This window comes from Paraburkholderia diazotrophica (genome assembly GCF_900108945.1).
Classification (GTDB): Bacteria; Pseudomonadota; Gammaproteobacteria; order Burkholderiales; family Burkholderiaceae; genus Paraburkholderia; species Paraburkholderia diazotrophica.
Genome location: NZ_FNYE01000009.1, coordinates 1 through 18139 on the forward strand (window position 1 = coordinate 1; position 18139 = coordinate 18139).

Genomic DNA, 18139 nt, shown 5'->3' on the forward strand with positions numbered 1-18139 from the left:
GTGAAGGTCACGAAAGCGAAGCGGATCGCGGTGATGGACGACCGGACAGCCTTCGGACAGGGAGCGGTCGAAGAATTCAAGAAGGCCGTGCAAGCAGCCGGCGGCCAGATCGCGGCCGAGGAATATACCAACGACAAAGCCGTCGAGTTCAATGCGCAACTGACGAACATCAAGGCGGCCAACGCAGATCTTCTCTACTTCGGCGGGCTCGATGGCCAGGCGGGCCTGATCGTCAAGCGCATGAAGCAGCTCGGCCTGCGCGCGCAGTTCGTCGGAAGCGGCGGGATTGCCGATAGCGTGTTCATCGGCTCGGCGGGCAACGCGGCCGAAGGGGCGATGGCGTGGGAATACGGCCGGCCGGTCGATTCATTGCCCGAAGGCCGCGCGTTTGCGGATAAATTCAAGAAGCGCTTTGGCGCGGATACGCTGACCTATGCACCGTTCGCCTATGACTGCGCGTGGCTCGCCATCACCGCGATGAAACAGGCGAATTCCGTGAAGCCTGCTGTATTCATGCAGACGCTCCGGACAATGCAATACAACGGCATCACTGGACACATCTCATTCGATAAATACGGAGATCTGAACAATCCGACGTCAACGCTTTATCAGGTCAAGTCGATGAAATGGCAACCGGTGACAACCATCGGTGCGGAGAAGTAAAAGAAGTCGTCGCACGCGGAATGAAATTGCTGAGCGAAGTGTCCATGCCCAAGCGAAAGGAGACGGGCCGCCTTTCCTTCTGAATGCGGCACAACGATATCCAACGGGAGGGCAGTTTTCCGCCTGCGTACGTATTTGCGCGCAGGCTCATCAGCGACGCTTATACATAGAGCAAGCAGTGCTTGGAGTATCGGTTTCCCCGCTTCAACCGGGCTATTTTGATTATTGCCTTGCATGTAAGGCTGGAAGCGCTAACGCTAGATCGGGAAGAGGGAATCATGGGAAACGAAAGCGCGATCGTTCGCGGTCAGTCAGCGGTGATGGTCGTAACACCCCACACCGGGACAATGGTTCCCCCGGATCTGCTTGCGCATCCCGCCTGGGAACCCGTCAATGGCCGACTATCCGATCCGGGAGGAAAGGCACTTGGTGCAGTTGCGCGGAAACGCGGAGTCACATGCCTATCCGCCGCACTTCATCCGTGCGTGATCGACCTGAACGTTGCGGCGAACAATACCGCCTTGTCCCAGCGATTGAACCGGCTGGGCCTTTGCCGTACGCATACGTCGCGAGGAGAAGCGCTCTACTTGCCGGGGGCCGAACCAAGCGAGGCGGAGGTGCAGCGTCGGGTCGCGGAGCACTGGAAACCGTTCCAGGCGTCGATTCTGGCGGAACTGAGCCGGCTTCGTGAAACGCACGATAACGTGTTGATGCTGGTCTCGCATGCGGGCGCGTGGCTCTCTCCGTATCGGACGCAGCCGGGCGCGGCTGATTGCAACTTCGGCACCAACCACGGTGCGTCCAGCGACAGAGCGATCGTCAGCGCCATCACGCAGGCGGCGCAGGCGCTGGAACGCTCGTGGGTCGTCAACGGGAAGCTGACGGACGCGTTCACGGCGCAGCGTTACGGCCGACCGGAGTGTGGTGTTCACGTCGTCGAACTGGAAGTGGCAGGTCGGTGGCGCAGAGAGCTCGAGATTGCGCAGAGCGACGCTCAACGTGACGCGTTTATGACGGAGATTCTGTGTGCCGCTGAACGCGCAGTTGACGGCCTGGCTGCGCCAGGTGCTACGGGAGACCTGTTTCGCGATCTCCACGACGCGTGTCTGGAGTAGCTTTACCGGTGTCGGCGGCAACGCGGCTCTGAGGCGCGGTTCGAAGAAAACGCGCTCGTTTTACTGCTCGTCCGGAATGTAGACTTCCTCCGGTCGCAACGCCAGTGCCTTGGCGATGTCTCGCGAGACCTGCTTTTCGAAGGCTCGCTTGAGCAGGTCATAGAGATCGGCAGGCAGATGTCCCAGTTCGTTCTCGCGATGGGCGAGAAAGAACGATCTGCTTAAAGGCTGATATGGCCGTCCTTGCCGGGAGAATAGGGTGAGCGGCACGACACGAATCTCCGGCAGATAGTGTCGCGATTGCCATAGGCACAACGGCGTCGTGAGCGCAAACCCGAGTCCGGCGGCAACCAGGCTCAGCATGGGATCTGTCGCGTCGAACTCGCACGTACGATCGATATCTTCACCATGTGACGCGAGGTAGGCGTCGACATGTTGACCGATGACGGAGCGCGAGCTGTATCGGATGAACTGAAGATGACGGCTCAGTTCCGCGAGAGTCGTGATCCGATCGATTTCGAAGCTCTTGGGTAACACGGCGACGTATGGCTCTGTGAACAGCTTCTGACGCTTGATGCCCGCGGCGTTCGAGAAGCTTGTCGTCGTCACCGCCATATCGACCTGCCGGGCCTCCAGTTGTGCGTCCAGAGTCGGCGTGATGCCGGACCACAATCTGATCTGATGCGATGTGCCCGACAGGGCCTTGATGATGATCGGGCCGATGGTCGCAGCGAACGAGTCGACGCAGCCAAGACGGACGACGACACGCTTTGCGCGGGTCACGTTTCGCACGCTCTCGACCATCTGATCGGCGCCCTGCAACAGAACGGTAGCGTGTTCGAACAGACGCTGCCCGGCGGCCGTAGGTCTTGCCGGCCGGGTGGTGCGGTCAAGAAGGCTCGTGTCCAGTATCGATTCCAGAGCCTTTATGCGAAGAGAGACGCCCGCCTGGGAAATGGCAAGCCGACTGGCAGCATCGGAAATAGATCCGGCTTCGACAACGGCTACCCAACTCGCGAGGAGCCCCCAATCCGGGAACTGCTCGGGAGCACTCTCTTTCACGATCGCCATGATCTCATCTGCCTGCTAGAAATCTTTCGTCCTTCGTCCGACTGGCTTGCGTCCGTCAGTTTCAGCGTATCTCTCGATGCACAAGATCTGACACGCGCTTTCATCACGGAACATGCGTGCACGATGAAATCAGTGATTGATGCCGGCGTAGCACATCATGCTCGTCTTCCATCCGCGATGAGTCGCGTGGTCGATGACACCGTGAAAAACGCCGAGAACTTCACTGATGCTCATCGTTCCAGCGACGCGGTGCTCGATCCACAACCCGTGCACCAGCGCCATCGCCTGCATCGCGTAGATGATCGCCATCGTCTGATCGCAGCCGGCTTGACGCAGGTCCCATATGAAGTTGGACCGCAATCGACGCGAGAAGGCGGTACAAAGCCGTTGAACATCCTTGTCGTATGCCGACGAACTCCACATGTGTGGCCACACGTTTGCTGCACCAGGACTCATCACTTCGTCACTGAAGCACATGTCCGCCGTGAATTTCATGCGTTCGACGGGATCGACAATGCCGCGGCGTCCGGCCGTGAGCTGTTCACGCACTCGTCGAATCAGATAGACGAACGTCTTGTAGACGAGGTTGCTCTTGTTCTCGAAGTGATGATGCACGAGACCGACGGAGACGCCGGCGTGCTCACTGACCTTCCTGATCGTAAGGTGTTCGAGCCCAACGTGACCTACGACTTCGAGCGTCGAGTCGATCAGTCGATAACGCATCCCTTCGTACTGACTGGGGTCGTCCTTCCGGCTCTCAATCTCAGCGGCCCGCAACTTCAGTTCTTGCATTTCCCGATTCCACAGTTGATTGAGGCGCTTCGCAGCGCGCGCCGCCGACAGCGCGGCGGCGCCGTCAGTCATCGATCTGCGACTGAACACGTGTTCATTACGTTTCGTACGAGACGATCCTTCTGGGCACGTCAATGCTGAACAATTGTTCACGAAAATAACGCAGATTCAAGTAGGTAAAAACCCGCGATATCGTCCACCTGATCGCGTTAACCCCAATGAAATGGTGCGGAAAAATGATTTTGGTTCGAGCGGTTTCGGATATATAGTTGACACAACAGAATTTGTGCTGAACGTATGTTCAATGAAAAACCGTGATGAGGAGAACCGTCACACGTCGCAGACGCTTCTTTTGCTGAACCGCTGATCAGTATGTTTGATGCCCGACCGCTTGCACTCGCCGCGTTCAGCCAGGACATGGAGAACAGCGTGAGCATCGCGTGCAAGCAGGTCATCGCCCGCACATCACGTTGCGAAGCGAGGGGATTCGCTTCAAGTCAGATGCCGTTTGCGACCAGAGTGAATCAGGTATCGGCGGACAGAACCTGATGGCGCGCGTCGTGTGGTCGTTGAGGAGAGGGGTCTTTCATAACGACGGGCGAAACCAAAGCATAACGTTTGATTGAACAGTAAGGCCGATTTTCTTTAAAGACTACTCTGGGCATTGAGGTAAAGCGTTGAGGAGTGACACGGCCAAATGAGGTGTCGCTTTTAGTCGATAACCGCAGGCCCTGCGCTTCCCCGTAGTCCGTCCCAATTGCTTTTTCGTAAAAGGAGTTAGCGTGATCTCAGGCCCACAATTCCCGTTGCCAGCAAACGAAACCGAAGTGAGTTTCCGTCCCGGCACCGCTGCTGCGGCAGAGCTTTCCAAAGCGTTGGAGCAGCGAGAAGTAGTCGACATTCCGACGGTGATCGGTGGTAAGCGCTACTACTCGAACGAAACGGTCGAAGTGCGCGCACCGCACGACACGCAGCGCGTACTCGCGCGCATTCATCGTCCGACGGAAAGCCAGATCGCCGAAGCGATCAAGAGCTCGGCGTCAGTCGCGAAGGACTGGGCTAGCCTGACGCATGCGAGCCGCGCGACGATTCTTCATCGGGCCGCCGATATCGTGGCGACACGTTCGCGCATGCGGATCAATGCGGCGACGATGCTCGGTCAAAGCAAGACGATCGATCAGGCGGAGCCTGACAGCGCATGCGAATTGATCGACTTCCTGCGCTTTAACGCATATAACGCTCAACGCGTGTATGCGGAGCAGCCGATGTCGGTTCCCACGGCGGTCAATCGCGCGGACTGGCGTCCGCTGGAAGGGTTCGTCTACGCGGTTTCGCCGTTCAATTTCACGGCGATCGGCGCGAACCTCACGACGGCACCGGCCATCATGGGCAATACGGTTCTCTGGAAGCCGTCGGAGAAGTCGGCGCTAGCGAACTGGATCTTCTATGAAGCGCTCGAAGAAGCCGGGCTGCCGCCGGGTGTGATCAACTTCGTTCCCGGCGATGCGGAGCTGACCACGCGTGTCGCTCTGTCTTCACCGGACCTGGCGGGCATTCACTTTACGGGGTCGTCGGCTATATTCCAGTCGCTCTGGAAGGGCGTTGCATCGAAAGTGGACAGCTTCCGCACCATTCCGCGACTCGTGGGCGAGACGGGCGGAAAGGACTTCGTTCTGGCGCATCCATCGGCGAATGCATCGGAAATCGCAATCGCATTGATCCGCGGCGCGTTCGAGTATCAAGGCCAGAAGTGCAGCGCTGCGTCGCGCGCCTATATCCCGCGCAGTCTTTGGGCTGCAGTGAGCCAGGAAATGCGTGACCGTCTCGCGCAGCTGAAAGTTGGCGATGTCGCGCAGTTCGATACGTTCATGGGCGCTGTGATCTCCCAAGCCTCGCACCAGAAATTGAGCCGGGCGCTGGCAGCGGCCAGAGAAGATGCGAGCGTCAAGATCGTGTCTGGCGGAAAGACGTGGTCGGAGCCGGGCTATTTCGTCGAGCCGACGGTATTGGAAGTGAGCGACCCGAAGCACGCGTTGATGAAAGAAGAACTCTTCGGTCCCGTTCTTTCAGTGTTCGTCTATGACGATGCGAACTGGGAAGAGACGTTGCAACTGATCGATTCGACCAGCCCGTATGCATTGACGGGTTCGATTTTCTGCACCGACCGCTTCGCCCTGCATCGCGCAGAGCAGGTTCTGATCAACGCCGCGGGCAACCTCTATCTCAACGACAAGCCGACGGGCGCGATGATCGGCCAGCAGCCGTTCGGCGGCGGCCGCGCGAGCGGAACGAACGACAAGGCTGGCTCGTACCTCAACCTTCTGCGCTGGGCATCCCCGCGCGTGGTCAAGGAAACGTATCTGCCTCCGCGCGACTGGCAGTTCGGCGCTTAAATCTGATTCCGGCTTCTCCTGAGGAAATGTCATGTCTACCATTGTCTCTTTCAAGAATGTCCAAAAGACGTACGACGGCGAGACGCTCGTCGTCAAAAATCTCAACCTCGAGATCCAGGAGGGTGAGTTCTTGACGATGCTCGGGCCGTCGGGCTCTGGAAAGACAACGTGTCTGATGATGCTTGCGGGCTTCGAAACCGCAACACATGGCGAGATTCTGCTTCAGGGGAAGCCGATCAACCGTATTCCGCCGGAGCGCCGCAACATCGGCATGGTGTTTCAGAGCTACGCGCTCTTTCCGCACAAGTCAGTAGCGGAGAACCTCGCCTTTCCGTTGAAGGTGCGGAAAGTGTCGAAGGACGAGATCGCGCGAAAGGTGAAGCGCGCGCTCAATATGGTGAACATGGAAAAGTTCGCCAATCGCATGCCGGCCCAGCTCTCGGGCGGGCAGCAGCAACGGATTGCTGTTGCGCGCGCACTCGTGTTCGAACCGGCGCTGGTGCTGATGGACGAGCCGCTTGGCGCACTCGACAAGCAGCTTCGCGAGCAGATGCAGTACGAGATCAAGCAGATTCATGAGCAGAGCGGTTTGACCGTCGTGTATGTCACTCACGATCAGGGCGAGGCGATGACGATGTCCGACCGGATTGCTGTCTTCAACAACGGCATCATCCAGCAGCTCGCGCCGCCGCCAGCACTGTATGAGAACCCTGAGAATGCGTTTGTCGCCCGCTTCATCGGCGAAAGCAATGAACTGCTTGGAACGGTCGCGTCCGTGGATCGCGAGCGCTGTACGGTCAAGCTGGAAAGCGGACAGAACATCCAGGCATTCGCTGGCCCGAGTGTTCGCGGAACCGGCTCCGCCAGCATCTCCTTGCGACCGGAACGGGTGACCGTCGGCGATCTGGCGAAGAGCTGTGACAACGTCTTCCAGGGCGGCGTCAAGGATCTCATCTACTACGGCGATCATCTTCGCGTGGTCATGCAGGTATGCGGCAGAAACGACTTCATCGTGAAGCTGCCGAACAACGGCGTCGCGCGTCAGCTGCGTATTGGCGATTCCGTACACGTCGGATGGATGGCGGAATGCTGCCGCGCGTTGCAGTAACTGATTGAACAAGGCGTAGCGAATCGACACGGCGCATGCGAAAAGCCAAGGGAAAAATTAGTACAACTAGTGGAGACTAAACCCGGGCCGTGTGCCTCGGGGTGATGCGAGGCGAACGAAGTTTCAAAGGACGCCTGTGTCGCATTTCCACTAAAGGCTGCCTTTTTCAGGAACAGCAGGCTACCTGGCTTTGCTTGAAGGATTGCATCGGATGGCGGTCGCGCTCCCATCCGGGTACGAAAGTTTGGTGTTGAATTGACGAGGAGGACGCGGCGCTAGCCGCTGGACGACGATGATACTTCCCCACGATATGGCCGTGCCCACTGACCAGTCACCTCAAATGACTGTGAAGGACTCTAAAAGTCTCAAGGCAAAGCTCCGCAGCGCTGAACGCACCGAGCGCGTGAAAGCTTTCCTTCTGGTCGCTCCGCTGCTGATCTTCCTCCTTGTCACCTTCCTTGTTCCAATCGGAAGCCTGCTGATGAAGAGCTTCCGGGATCCGACGCTCTCCCAGGAGATGCCGCACGCATCCGCGCTGCTTCGGGAATGGGACCCAAGCGGAGACAAGCTGCCGGGTGAACAGGTGTATGACGCATTCGCCCATGATCTCCTTGCGGCAAAGGGAAGCGAGGGCGTGAGCCGGATCGCGTCGCGACTGAACTACGACGAAGCCGGGATGCGGAGCCTGCTCATGAAGACGGCTCGTCGCCTGGGCGATGAAAGTACAGGGTCATGGCATCAGCGCCTCACCGCGATCGACGCGCGCTGGGATGACATCGCTGCATGGTCCACGCTCAAATACGCTTCGTCGCCGTGGACATTGGGCTACTACCTGAAGGCATTCGACTTCAAGCGCGACACTCATGGCGCGATCGTGCGCCAGAGCGAGAGCGAGCGGCTTTACGTCGATGTTTTCGTCCGGACTGCATGGGTGAGCATCGCGGTCAGCGCGCTCTGTCTGCTGTTCGGATACCCGGTTGCGTTTTTCCTCGCCAACATTCCGGCACGCTACAGCAACCTGTTCATGATCATGGTGCTGTTGCCCTTCTGGACGTCGATCCTGGTGCGCACGACTGCGTGGGTGGTTGTGCTGCAATCCAACGGCGTGATCAATGACGTGCTCAAGCACCTCGGCTTGACCGATCACGGATTGCCGCTGATCTACAACCGCTTCGGCGTACTCGTTGCGATGACGCACATTCTGCTGCCGTACGCGATCCTGTCGCTGTATTCGGTGATGAAGGGCGTGCCGAACATCTACATGAAAGCGGCACGTTCACTAGGCGCGGGTCCGATCCGCTCGTTCTTCCAGGCGTATTTCCCGCAGACGCTTCCGGGTGTCGGCGCGGCAGGGATGCTGACATTCATTCTCGCCGTCGGCTACTACATCACGCCAGCGATCGTCGGCGGCCCGGATGATCAGCTGGCCAGCTACTACATCGCAAATCATGTCAACAACACGTTGAACTGGGGCCTGGCAAGCGCGCTCGCGTCCATTCTGCTCGCAGGCGTGCTGCTGATTTATGGCGTGTTTGTCCGTATGACGGGCGGCGCCGGCGTCAAGTTGGGGTGATCAAAATGTTCAGTTTTCCCGCGTATGTAACGATCTGGGGACGTCTGGGACGGTGGGCGCATGTGATCCTGTCGGTGGCGGTACTGGTGTTCCTGATTTCCCCGATCCTGGTCGTGATGCCGCTGTCGTTCAACTCGCAGCCGTACTTCACCTATCCGATGCCGGGCGTCAGCCTGCGCTGGTACCAGGACTTTCTCAATAGCCCGGAATGGATGCTGGCGCTGAAAAATACGCTGATTGTGGGCGTTACTTCGACGCTGCTGGCGACCACGCTCGGTGTGATGGCTTCGCTCGGGCTGACTCATCCGCGCCTGAAGGGCAGGGCGCTCATTACGGGCATTCTAGTTTCGCCAATGATCGTTCCGTTGATCATTACGGCAGTCGGCGTGTACTTTGCCTTCAGTCCGTTCGGCCTTGTCAACAGCCTGACGGGTCTGATCCTCGCGCACGCCGCGCTCGGGGTGCCGTTTGTCGTCGTCACCGTGACGGCGACGCTCGCAGGCTTCAACGAAACGTTGTCCCGTGCAGGCCGCAGCCTGGGTGCCTCGCCGCTGCGCGTGTTCATGCAGGTGAAGCTTCCCATCATTGCGCCTGGCGTGATCTCGGGCGCGCTGTTCGCGTTTGCAACCTCGTTCGATGAGATTGTCGTTGCCCTCTTCCTCACGGGCACCGACCAGCGAACGGTACCGCGGCAGATGTGGGCTGGTATCCGCGAGCAACTCAGTCCCACTATCCTGGCTGTGGCAAGCGTACTCGTCGTGATTTCGACGCTGCTGCTCATCACGCTCGAACTACTGCGGCGCAGAACCGAGCGTCTGCGTGGAACGGCCAACCAGTTCTGATCAATCGGTCAACAAACAAGCATTCACCAGGTAACCCATCATGCTGTCGGAAATCCAATCGATGCAAAGCGGCACGGCAGATCTTCAAACACTGCGTCAACGCATTCGCGACGCCTCGGCGCTGGCCGAGGATGTCGTTGTGCGCGAGCTGATCGAAGAGGCGCGCATGGATGCGCCGACGCTCGCCAGGGCGCAGGCTCTTGCCGCGCGGCTCGCCCAGGGCGTGCGTGACGCGCGTATCAACGCGGGCGGCGTCGATCTCCTGACGCAAGAGTTCTCGCTCGACAGTCGCGAGGGCATCGCGCTGATGTGCCTCGCCGAGGCGATGCTTCGGATTCCCGACACGGAGACCCGCAACCAGCTTATCCGGGACAAGATCGTCGACGCGGACTGGCGCGCGCATATCGGCAAATCGCCGTCGCTATTCGTCAACGCGACGGCCTGGGGTCTGCTTTTCACCGGAAAGCTTTTGAAACAGCCGGACGAGAATGCGCTCGCGGAAGCGCTGTCGCGCGTCGTTCGCAAGGGTGGCGAGGCGGTCGTGCGCGCCGGCGTCGCGTACGCGATGCGGATGCTCGGCAAGCAGTTCGTCACGGGCCAGACGATTGAAGAGGCGATCGGCGTGGCCAAGGGACGCGAGTCGGGCGGATACCGGTACACCTACGACATGCTGGGCGAAGCGGCGCTCACGGATGAGGATGCGCAGGCGTACTTCGAGTCGTACCGCCATGCCATTGAAGCGATCGGGAAGGAAGCGAAGGGCCAGGGGCCCATCGACGGGCCTGGCGTTTCGGTCAAGATCTCGGGCCTGCATCCGCGATACGAGCTGACGCAACGCGACAGGGTATTGGACGAGATGTATCCGCGACTGCTGCAACTCGCACAAATCGCGAAGCAGTACGGCATTGGCTTTCACCTCGACCAGGAGGAGTCGGCGCGATTCGACCTGACACTGGAGATGCTGGAGCGTCTGTGCGCCGAGCCGAGCCTGAAGGGCTGGAATGGTATCGGTATTTCGTTGCAGGCGTACCAGAAGCGCGGCAGGGCGGTGGCGGACTGGATCATCGCGCTCGCTCGCGCCAACGGGCGGCGGATCAATATCCGTCTCGTCAAGGGCGCTTACTGGGATACCGAAATCAAGCTCGCACAAGATGCCGGCGCGATGGGCTACCCGGTTTTCACGCGGAAAGTGCATTCGGATGTCAGCTACATCGCGTGCGCAAAAGCCTTGCTCAACGCGCCGGATGCCATCTTTCCGCAGTTCGCATCGCATAACGCGTTCACGGTCGCGGCAGTGCATACGCTTGCCGGGGACAAGGATTACGAGTTCCAGTGTCTGCATGGCATGGGCGAGACCGTATACGATCAGGTCGTGGGCGCCGCCAAGCTGAACCGTCCATGCCGCATCTACGCGCCCGTTGGCCCGCACGCGACCTTGCTTGCTTACCTTGTCCGCCGTCTGCTGGAGAATGGCGCGAACTCGTCGTTCGTCAATCAGATCGTCGATCCCGCCGTCAGCATTGCCGACATCGTCGAAGATCCCGTCGCAAAGGCAGCAAGAACGGGCGGTAAGCCGCACGCCGGCATCGCATCGCCGCGCAATCTGTTGCCGGGCCGTGTCAACGCGACGGCGCTGAATTTTTCCGGGGCACCGGAGTTCGAGCGAGCAGTGGCGGACATCCGGGCAAACCGTGTGAACGCGCATTCGTTGCTCGCGGGAGCAGGCGATGCCAAGTCCGAATCGACGGCCGTGGTCTATAGCGCGGGTAATCTCGCCGAGGCCATTGGAAGTTTCGCCAGCTGCAAGATGAGCAGTGTGCCGGCAGCGCTGGACGCTGCAGGTCAGGCCTTTTCCAACTGGGGCCTCAGAACGGCGGCCAACCGCGCAGAAGTTCTGGAACGGGTTGCGAGCGACCTGGAAGCCAACGCGTCGCGAATTGGCGCACTGTTGTCGCTCGAAAACGGAGCAACGCTTGCGGAGGCTGTGGAAGAGGTCCGCACTGCCGTCAACCTGTGCCGGTTGTACGCGTTCCAGCTGACAAGCGACAGGGCCCTGGCAGACGTGCAGCCGCTGGGAACCGTCATCAGTCTCACGCCGTCGGCGTGTCCGCTGAGCTCGTTTGTCGGTCATGTATCGGCTGCTCTCGCGGCCGGCAACGCTGTTATTGCGAAGCCGTCGTCGGACGCTTCGCTGATCGCGTTCGAAGCCACCAGGGTCTTCCACGGCGCGGGCGTTCCTCAGGACGTGCTTCAGCTCGCCTTGGGTGATGGCGCGACGGTGGGTAAAGCGCTCGTATCCGATCAACGCGTGGCCGCAGTCCTGTTTGCCGGTTCGCGTGAGACGGCCCGTTCTATCGCCGTGCAACTCTCTGCTTCCGCGCAGCCGGCAAAATTCATCGCCACCTACGGCTCCGTCAACTCGATGATCGTCGACAGTTCCGCTCTGCCGGAGCAGGTCATCTCGGACGCTATCGTCTCCGCGTTCAAGTCGGCGGGACAGGCGGCATCGTCGCTACGCATCCTGTGCCTCCAGGATTCAACGGCAGACAAGGTGCTGCGCATGCTCAGCGGCATGCTCAGCGAGCGCAACACGGGCGACCCGCTGAGCGGTGCGACCGACATCGGGCCGATGGCCACGCGCAAGGCGCGCGATCGCGCCGAGACATACATCGAGCAGCGCAAGCGTCGCGGCTTCCGGATTACCCGGGGCAAACTGGGCGCGGGCGCCGGCAATGGAAATTTCGTTGCACCCACTATCGTGGACATTGGCGATATCGGATCGCTTGCAGCGATCGACCCGTCGATAACGGGGCCCATCCTGCACGTCGTACGCTACGAAACCGGCAACATGGAAGCGCTCATCAAGGCGTTGAACGGATTGGGCAGTGGGGTGCAGGGCTTGCACACCCGCATCAACGAAGCAGCGGGTACGCTGCTGTCGTTGTCGGCGGCGAGCAGTATCTGCGTCAATCGGGCGATGCTGGGTGCCTTCCCGGGTATGCAGCCCGTCGGCGGTAACGGAGCGTCGGGCACGGGCTCGATGATTGCCGGTCCGTTGACGCTGATCAGCCTCACCCGTTCTGCTGCGAACGCATACGCAGCGGACGTGGGACCGTTCGCCCCATCGCAGGCGGCCGTGAGCGACAAGTACTTCGAGTTTCCCGTCGCTTCGGCAGAGGGGCGTTTCATTGCGCGGATGAGCGCTCACGCTCAGGCACGCGCCAGCGCCATGCAACGCGTCGAGGCGATCGCCAGCACATCCGCTGCGCGGCGTCTCAATGCGGATGCACAAGCGCGACTTGCGCGGTACAGGGCGCAGCTCCTTCGCCTCGCGGATGGCTTCCGGCCGCTGAGTCTGCCGGCCCTCACAGGAGAGGAGAACACCGTCGAACTTCTGCCTCGCGGACAGGCCCTCTGTGCAGCGGACTCGGTCGAGGCGTTGCTGGTTCAGGCGACGGCTGCGTGTGCGTTCGGCAATGAATTGCTGCTGCTGAAATCGTCGGTTGCGGATGAAATTGCAGCCGCTCTCGGTACCGGTTGCCGTGTCATCGACGCTGCCGATGCCGTTCGGGTGCTCGATGGCGAGGTCCCCGGCGTTCGCCCGGATGTGGTCCTCGCGACGGCTGACCAGCGAGGCGTCGGCAATCTGCGTCGCGTGGCGGCACAGCGGATGATCGGCATCGCACTGACGCGCGACGATGGCACTTACGACTGGACGCAACTGGTTCGCGAGCGCATCACGACTGTCAATGCGAGCGCTGCGGGCGGCAACACGCAACTGATGGTGATGAGCGAGGATGTGGTCTAGGCGGGAAAGCGGGGCGGTTGCAAGCCGCCCCGCCAGATGTGCGGTCGATAGGTTATCCGGCCCGGTGCTTATCCACGCTGTTTCAGGCTTTGCATGCCTTATGTGTCGTTCGTCGTCGCTAATGACGATGCGCTGACGGACAAGCGAAACGAGCGTCTCGCATGGCGGCGATCGGCGTGGCTGTAAGGGCGGCAGGTCTGACTACCGACGGCGACATTCAAATGCCTTCGTATCAGGAGATTCTGCTGTGCAAGAAGCGATGTTCACTTTCCATCAGGGGCGGATTCCGCTCCTGGTTTCCATTCCGCATTTGGGCACGGAGATTCCGGCTGAGATCGCGGCCCAGATGACGGACGCGGCTCGTGCTGTCGCCGATACCGACTGGCATCTCGATCGTCTTTACAGCTTTGCGAAAGCTGCCGGCGCTTCCGTCCTGGGTGCCCGTTTCTCGCGCTATGTCATCGATCTCAACAGGCCGCCCAGTGGCGAAAGCCTGTACCCAGGGCAGACGACGACAGGGCTTTGTCCGACGGAAACATTTCGCGGCGAACCGCTGTACGCGGAAGGGAATGCGCCGGAGCAGGACGAAGTGCAAAGGCGTCTGGACAAATACTGGCGGCCGTACCATGAAAAGCTGCGCACTGAACTGGACAGGATGAAGCAGCAATTCGGGCAAGTACTGCTGTGGGAAGCCCACTCGATTGCCAGTGTGCTGCCGCGACTGTTCGAGGGCAAGCTTCCTGATCTCAACATTGGCACGAACGCCGGCGCGAGCTGCGATGCCAGCATCCTCGAAGCAATTTCATCCGAACTGGTCAACGGACAACCGTTCACATGGGTTGCGAATGGCCGGTTCAAGGGCGGCTATATCACGCGGGCATTCGGTCAGCCGTCGAGCGGTATCCACGCGGTGCAACTCGAGATGTGCCAGTCGACGTATATGAATGAAGATGCCCCGTTCAGTTATCGGCAGGATCTTGCTGAACGGGTTCAACCTGTGATCGAGCGCATGATTTCGGCGGCCACTGCCGCGACATTGAAACTCCGCGCAGCGACTACCTGAGCACAGGCAACCACAATATGCGCTGGTCAGCGTTGAGCGCTTCGAGCCCGCCGGTTATCGACACCTGAGCGCTTTACCCTTTTTGCCAACAGGATACTTTCGACTCATGCTTGAAAAAAGGCCGGCGCCGCGTACTTCATGCGGTGTCGGCCAGATACCCAAGGAGATGGGAAAATCATGCAGCGCTGACGTTGCAGCGTTACAGCGACTGTGTGATCTGCGGAACAGCTTCGAACAGATCGGCGACGAGGCCGTAGTCGGCGACACCGAAAATCGGCGCTTCAGCGTCCTTGTTGACGGCGACGATGATCTTCGAGTCCTTCATGCCCGCCAGGTGCTGGATGGCCCCGGAAATGCCGACGGCCACATAGAGTTCCGGCGCTACGATCTTTCCCGTCTGACCAACTTGCAGATCGTTGGCGGCATAACCGGAATCCACTGCGGCGCGCGAAGCGCCAATCGCCGCACCGAGCTTTTCAGCGAGCGGGTCCAGGATCGCGAAGTTCTCGGCACTGCCGAGGCCTCGTCCGCCCGATACCACGACGCGCGCAGCCGTCAGATCCGGGCGGTCGCTTGTCGCGATCTCGCGGCGAACGAATGTCGACAGGCCGGTGTCGGCCACCGCCGTCACTTCGGTGACGCTGGCACTTCCGCCTTGTGCCGGGGCTGCATCGAACGCGGTAGTGCGGATCGTCGCGACCTTCACGGGATCGTTAGCCTGCACGGTCGCAATGGCGTTGCCCGCATAGATGGGTCGCTGGAACGTGTCGGGTGCATCGATTGCGATCACATCCGAAATCTGCGACGCGTCGAGCTTCGCAGCGACGCGCGGCGCCGTGTTTTTGCCGGCCGCAGTCGCGGGAAAGAATACGTGCGTATAGTCGCGAGCCAGTCCGACGATCTGCGCAGCGACGTTCTCGGCCAGTCCATCGGCGAGATGAGGTGCATCGATGAAGATGACCTTCTCGACGCCCGCAATCCGGCTTGCGGCTTCGGCTGCGGGACGGGCATCGCTTCCCGCGACCAGTACGTGCACGCCGCCCGCGATCTTCTGCGCCGCCGACACCGTATGCAGCGTCGAGTTCTTCACCTGAGCGTTGTCGTGTTCCGCAATAACAAGCGTCGTCATTTAAATCACCTTTGCTTCGGATTTGAGTTTCTGGACCAGCGCGGCGACGTCGGGGACGATCACACCGGCTTTGCGGGCCGCGGGCTCAACCACCTTGAGCGTCCTGAGGCGAGGGGAGGGATCGACACTCAGGTCAGCAGGCTTGAGGATGTCGATCGGCTTCTTCTTCGCCTTCATGATGTTGGGCAGCGTCACGTATCGCGGCTCGTTCAGACGCAGGTCCGTCGTGACGATTGCCGGAAGACGGATCGTTACCACTTCGAGCCCGCCATCCACTTCACGCGTGACGGTGGCCGACCCGTCGCCGATTTCAATGTTGCTGGCAAACGTTGCCTGAGGCCAGTCGAGCAGCGCCGCGAGCAGTTGACCCGTCTGGCCGGCGTCGTCGTCGATCGCCTGTTTGCCGAGGATGACGAGTTGCGGCTGTTCCTTGTCGATCACGGCTTTGAGCAGCTTGGCGACCGCGAGAGGCTGCAGTTCGGCATCCGTCTCGACGAGCACACCACGGTCTGCACCGATAGCCAGCGCAGTGCGAAGCGTTTCCTGGCATTGCGGCACGCCGCACGATACGGCGATCACTTCGGTAGCCTTCCCTGCTTCCTTAAGGCGTGTCGCCGCTTCCGTAGCAATCTCGTCGAACGGATTCATCGACATTTTCACGTTGCCGATATCGACACCGCTTTGATCGGCCTTCACGCGCACCTTCACGTTGTAGTCAACGACGCGCTTTACTGCAGTCAGTACTTTCATTTCATGTTCCTCACGTTCAGACGGTCGCCGGTTCAAAGATCACCAGCTGTGGGACAAGTCCAAAGCCTCCATCTTTTCCGCCGATCGGGTCGGGGGTGACCAGAACCGGATGTTCCAGATGTCGAAAGACAGCAAACTGGTCTGTGGCGATCCGGAGCGGTGCTCCCTCTGGCGAAGCTGCGGCATGACATGTACGACCCGCAGCCAGCACGATGGCCGTGGCACTTGCGAGTACGGTCATGGGACCTGTGAGTGCACGCGCGCTCGGCCGATAGATGTGCCTTTTGCACATGACGTTGAGCGCAGTGACAGGCCCGTCTATCAACGAAGCATTCCATGCGATGCCGCCGTCATATTCGGCGGATGCGAACGGTGTAAGAGTCGTTGTCAGGCTGCCAGCGCGTAGCACGACTCCGTTGCCCCGCAGAATGACGGATAACCGCGTCATGCCTTCAAATGTCGAATACGGACCGTCGCATTCGACCTCTGCAATGCTCACGCGCCAGTCAGTACCTTCCGCAGCCAGGGTTCTCGTTAAGCCCTTGCCATTGCGCCATTTCTCGGAAGGTATTGACGCGATATCGCGCACTTGCATCGGGGACATCGACTGGCCCTCAGGAAACGGCGCCCAGACCATACTTGCCCGTCAACAGCTCGCCCGTTGCAAAGCGTTCGATCGAGTATGGCTTGAGCGATACATCTGTCGGCATACCCAGTGCCTCCTGAGCGAGCACGCGGCCCACCGTGGGCGACAGCTTGAAGCCGTGTCCCGAGAAGCCGTAGCCGACGATCAGCCCTTCGATGCCGGGCAGCTTGCCGAGAACGGGGTTCCAGTCCGGTGTGACGTCGTAGACGCCCGTCCACGAGGAGGCGATGCCCGCCGTTTCGTACTCAGGGAAGCGCTCGGCGACCTGGGCGCCGACGTCGACGATGTAGTCCATCGGAATGTCGCCCTGCTCGGTGTCGGCCGTGTTCAGCTTCTCGCCGACAACGCCTTCGCTGACCAGCATCTGGCTGCCGCCGTAGCTGCGGTAGTAGAGCATGCCGGCGGATGCCAGATCCTTGAAGACGGGCATCTTGAACGTGTACTTCGCCGCTTCGCATTCGAGCGCGAGCACGGCATGGCGCTCCGGCATGATGGGGAGATCACGGCCCGTCCAGCCCGCGAGCTCGGGTGTCCAGATGTTCTGCGTGCTGATCACGGTGGACGTGCTGAAGTCACCGATGCTCGTCGATACGCCAACGACCTTGCCGTTCTCAAACAGGATCTTGTTGACGTTGACGTTTTCCTTGAACATCACGCCGCCACGGCGTGCGGCGCGCGCAAAGCTCGTTGCGACGAGGTATGCATCTGCGAACCCGGCTTCCGGCTCATAGCCGATAAGCGCTGCGTCGTCGAACCGGGCGATCGGCATCAACTCCCTGGCTTGTTGCTGGTTCAGCAGTTCGAGTGGAATGCCTTGCTCTTTCTGCTGATGCAGCGAGGCGCGCAGAGGTTCGAGCTTGTCGCCCTCGCTCGCGACGATCATGTAGCCGCACTTCACCAGGCCACATGACGCTTCTTCATCACCCAGATAGGACGAGAAGTTGTTGAAGACTTCCCACGATTTTCTCGCCAGCTCTACGTTTTCCTTGACGGAGTAGTGAGTGCGCAGGATGCCGGATGACTGTGAGGTCGTTCCGGCGCCGATCAATCCGCGATCCAGTACCAGAACGTTCTTCGCCCCGAGCCTGGAAAGCTGGAAAGCCACAGAGGTGCCGATAACGCCGGCGCCAATCACGACCACATCGAAATTATCCACGGTTTGCATCCTTCATTGAGCAAGGTGTGA

13 protein-coding genes and 1 pseudogene are annotated in these 18139 nt (G+C 60.1%); 8 read left to right on the plus strand and 6 right to left on the minus strand.

What is annotated here, in order from left to right:
• Nucleotides 1-63 precede the first annotated feature (63 nt).
• Nucleotides 64-663: pseudogene (locus tag BMW76_RS13665) on the plus strand (branched-chain amino acid ABC transporter substrate-binding protein); the annotation flags it as partial.
• Between the two features lie 320 nt (nucleotides 664-983).
• On the plus strand, nucleotides 984-1778 hold the full coding sequence (locus BMW76_RS13670) for an N-formylglutamate amidohydrolase (protein ID WP_281248519.1): 795 nt from the start codon (nucleotides 984-986) through the stop codon (nucleotides 1776-1778).
• Nucleotides 1779-1838: 60 nt separating this feature from the next.
• Here the strand turns inward: BMW76_RS13670 and BMW76_RS13675 are convergent, their stop codons facing one another.
• Both BMW76_RS13675 and BMW76_RS13680 read right to left on the minus strand, forming a co-directional pair.
• A complete protein-coding gene (locus BMW76_RS13675) occupies nucleotides 1839-2849 on the minus strand; it encodes a LysR family transcriptional regulator (RefSeq protein ID WP_090865782.1) in 1011 nt (336 codons plus the stop codon).
• A 129-nt stretch (nucleotides 2850-2978) separates the two neighbouring features.
• Entirely contained in the window at nucleotides 2979-3641 is a 663-nt protein-coding gene (locus BMW76_RS13680) for a TetR family transcriptional regulator C-terminal domain-containing protein (protein ID WP_090866083.1), read from the minus strand.
• Nucleotides 3642-4423: 782 nt separating this feature from the next.
• Between BMW76_RS13680 and pruA the strand changes: the two genes are divergently transcribed.
• From pruA to hutG, 6 genes are all read left to right on the plus strand, one after another.
• Nucleotides 4424-6034, plus strand: a complete 1611-nt coding sequence (gene pruA, locus BMW76_RS13685) for an L-glutamate gamma-semialdehyde dehydrogenase (RefSeq protein ID WP_090865784.1) — start codon at nucleotides 4424-4426, stop codon at nucleotides 6032-6034.
• Nucleotides 6035-6065: 31 nt separating this feature from the next.
• Nucleotides 6066-7142 (plus strand): ABC transporter ATP-binding protein, encoded by a 1077-nt coding sequence (locus BMW76_RS13690; RefSeq protein WP_090865786.1) that lies wholly within the window; start codon nucleotides 6066-6068, stop codon nucleotides 7140-7142.
• A 481-nt stretch (nucleotides 7143-7623) separates the two neighbouring features.
• On the plus strand, nucleotides 7624-8715 hold the full coding sequence (locus BMW76_RS13695; RefSeq protein ID WP_245763210.1) for an ABC transporter permease: 1092 nt from the start codon (nucleotides 7624-7626) through the stop codon (nucleotides 8713-8715).
• A gap of 5 nt (nucleotides 8716-8720) precedes the next feature.
• Nucleotides 8721-9557 carry an ABC transporter permease gene (locus tag BMW76_RS13700; RefSeq protein WP_090866085.1) on the plus strand — a complete coding sequence of 279 codons (837 nt, stop codon included), beginning with the start codon at nucleotides 8721-8723 and terminating at the stop codon, nucleotides 9555-9557.
• Nucleotides 9558-9597: 40 nt separating this feature from the next.
• On the plus strand, nucleotides 9598-13365 hold the full coding sequence (putA, locus tag BMW76_RS13705) for a bifunctional proline dehydrogenase/L-glutamate gamma-semialdehyde dehydrogenase PutA (protein ID WP_245763211.1): 3768 nt from the start codon (nucleotides 9598-9600) through the stop codon (nucleotides 13363-13365).
• A 247-nt stretch (nucleotides 13366-13612) separates the two neighbouring features.
• On the plus strand, nucleotides 13613-14428 hold the full coding sequence (gene hutG, locus BMW76_RS13710) for an N-formylglutamate deformylase (RefSeq protein WP_090865790.1): 816 nt from the start codon (nucleotides 13613-13615) through the stop codon (nucleotides 14426-14428).
• Nucleotides 14429-14627: 199 nt separating this feature from the next.
• Here the strand turns inward: hutG and BMW76_RS13715 are convergent, their stop codons facing one another.
• Genes BMW76_RS13715 through BMW76_RS13730 form a run of 4 tightly spaced genes read right to left on the minus strand, consistent with a single transcriptional unit; the run spans nucleotide 14628 to nucleotide 18109 of the window.
• The gene (locus tag BMW76_RS13715) at nucleotides 14628-15557 is read right to left on the minus strand and encodes an electron transfer flavoprotein subunit alpha/FixB family protein (protein ID WP_090865791.1); all 930 of its coding nucleotides are present in this window, start codon (nucleotides 15555-15557) and stop codon (nucleotides 14628-14630) included.
• Nucleotides 15558-16307: an electron transfer flavoprotein subunit beta/FixA family protein gene (locus BMW76_RS13720; protein WP_090865792.1), complete on the minus strand. Its 750-nt coding sequence runs from the start codon at nucleotides 16305-16307 to the stop codon at nucleotides 15558-15560.
• Nucleotides 16308-16323: 16 nt separating this feature from the next.
• Nucleotides 16324-16902 carry a HutD/Ves family protein gene (locus BMW76_RS13725; protein ID WP_177200379.1) on the minus strand — a complete coding sequence of 193 codons (579 nt, stop codon included), beginning with the start codon at nucleotides 16900-16902 and terminating at the stop codon, nucleotides 16324-16326.
• A gap of 19 nt (nucleotides 16903-16921) precedes the next feature.
• The gene (locus BMW76_RS13730) at nucleotides 16922-18109 is read right to left on the minus strand and encodes an NAD(P)/FAD-dependent oxidoreductase (RefSeq protein WP_090866087.1); all 1188 of its coding nucleotides are present in this window, start codon (nucleotides 18107-18109) and stop codon (nucleotides 16922-16924) included.
• Nucleotides 18110-18139: the final 30 nt, after the last annotated feature.

Coding starts and splice junctions, on each gene's coding strand:
- BMW76_RS13675 (WP_090865782.1), bottom strand. CDS start 2,849: ATGGCGATCGTGAAAGAGAGTGCTCCCGAGCAGTTCCCGGATTGGGGG.
- BMW76_RS13690 (WP_090865786.1), top strand. CDS start 6,066: ATGTCTACCATTGTCTCTTTCAAGAATGTCCAAAAGACGTACGACGGC.
- BMW76_RS13715 (WP_090865791.1), bottom strand. CDS start 15,557: ATGACGACGCTTGTTATTGCGGAACACGACAACGCTCAGGTGAAGAAC.
- BMW76_RS13725 (WP_177200379.1), bottom strand. CDS start 16,902: ATGCAAGTGCGCGATATCGCGTCAATACCTTCCGAGAAATGGCGCAAT.
- BMW76_RS13700 (WP_090866085.1), top strand. CDS start 8,721: ATGTTCAGTTTTCCCGCGTATGTAACGATCTGGGGACGTCTGGGACGG.
- putA (WP_245763211.1), top strand. CDS start 9,598: ATGCTGTCGGAAATCCAATCGATGCAAAGCGGCACGGCAGATCTTCAA.
- BMW76_RS13720 (WP_090865792.1), bottom strand. CDS start 16,307: ATGAAAGTACTGACTGCAGTAAAGCGCGTCGTTGACTACAACGTGAAG.
- BMW76_RS13695 (WP_245763210.1), top strand. CDS start 7,624: ATGAAGAGCTTCCGGGATCCGACGCTCTCCCAGGAGATGCCGCACGCA.
- BMW76_RS13680 (WP_090866083.1), bottom strand. CDS start 3,641: ATGCAAGAACTGAAGTTGCGGGCCGCTGAGATTGAGAGCCGGAAGGAC.
- BMW76_RS13670 (WP_281248519.1), top strand. CDS start 984: ATGGTCGTAACACCCCACACCGGGACAATGGTTCCCCCGGATCTGCTT.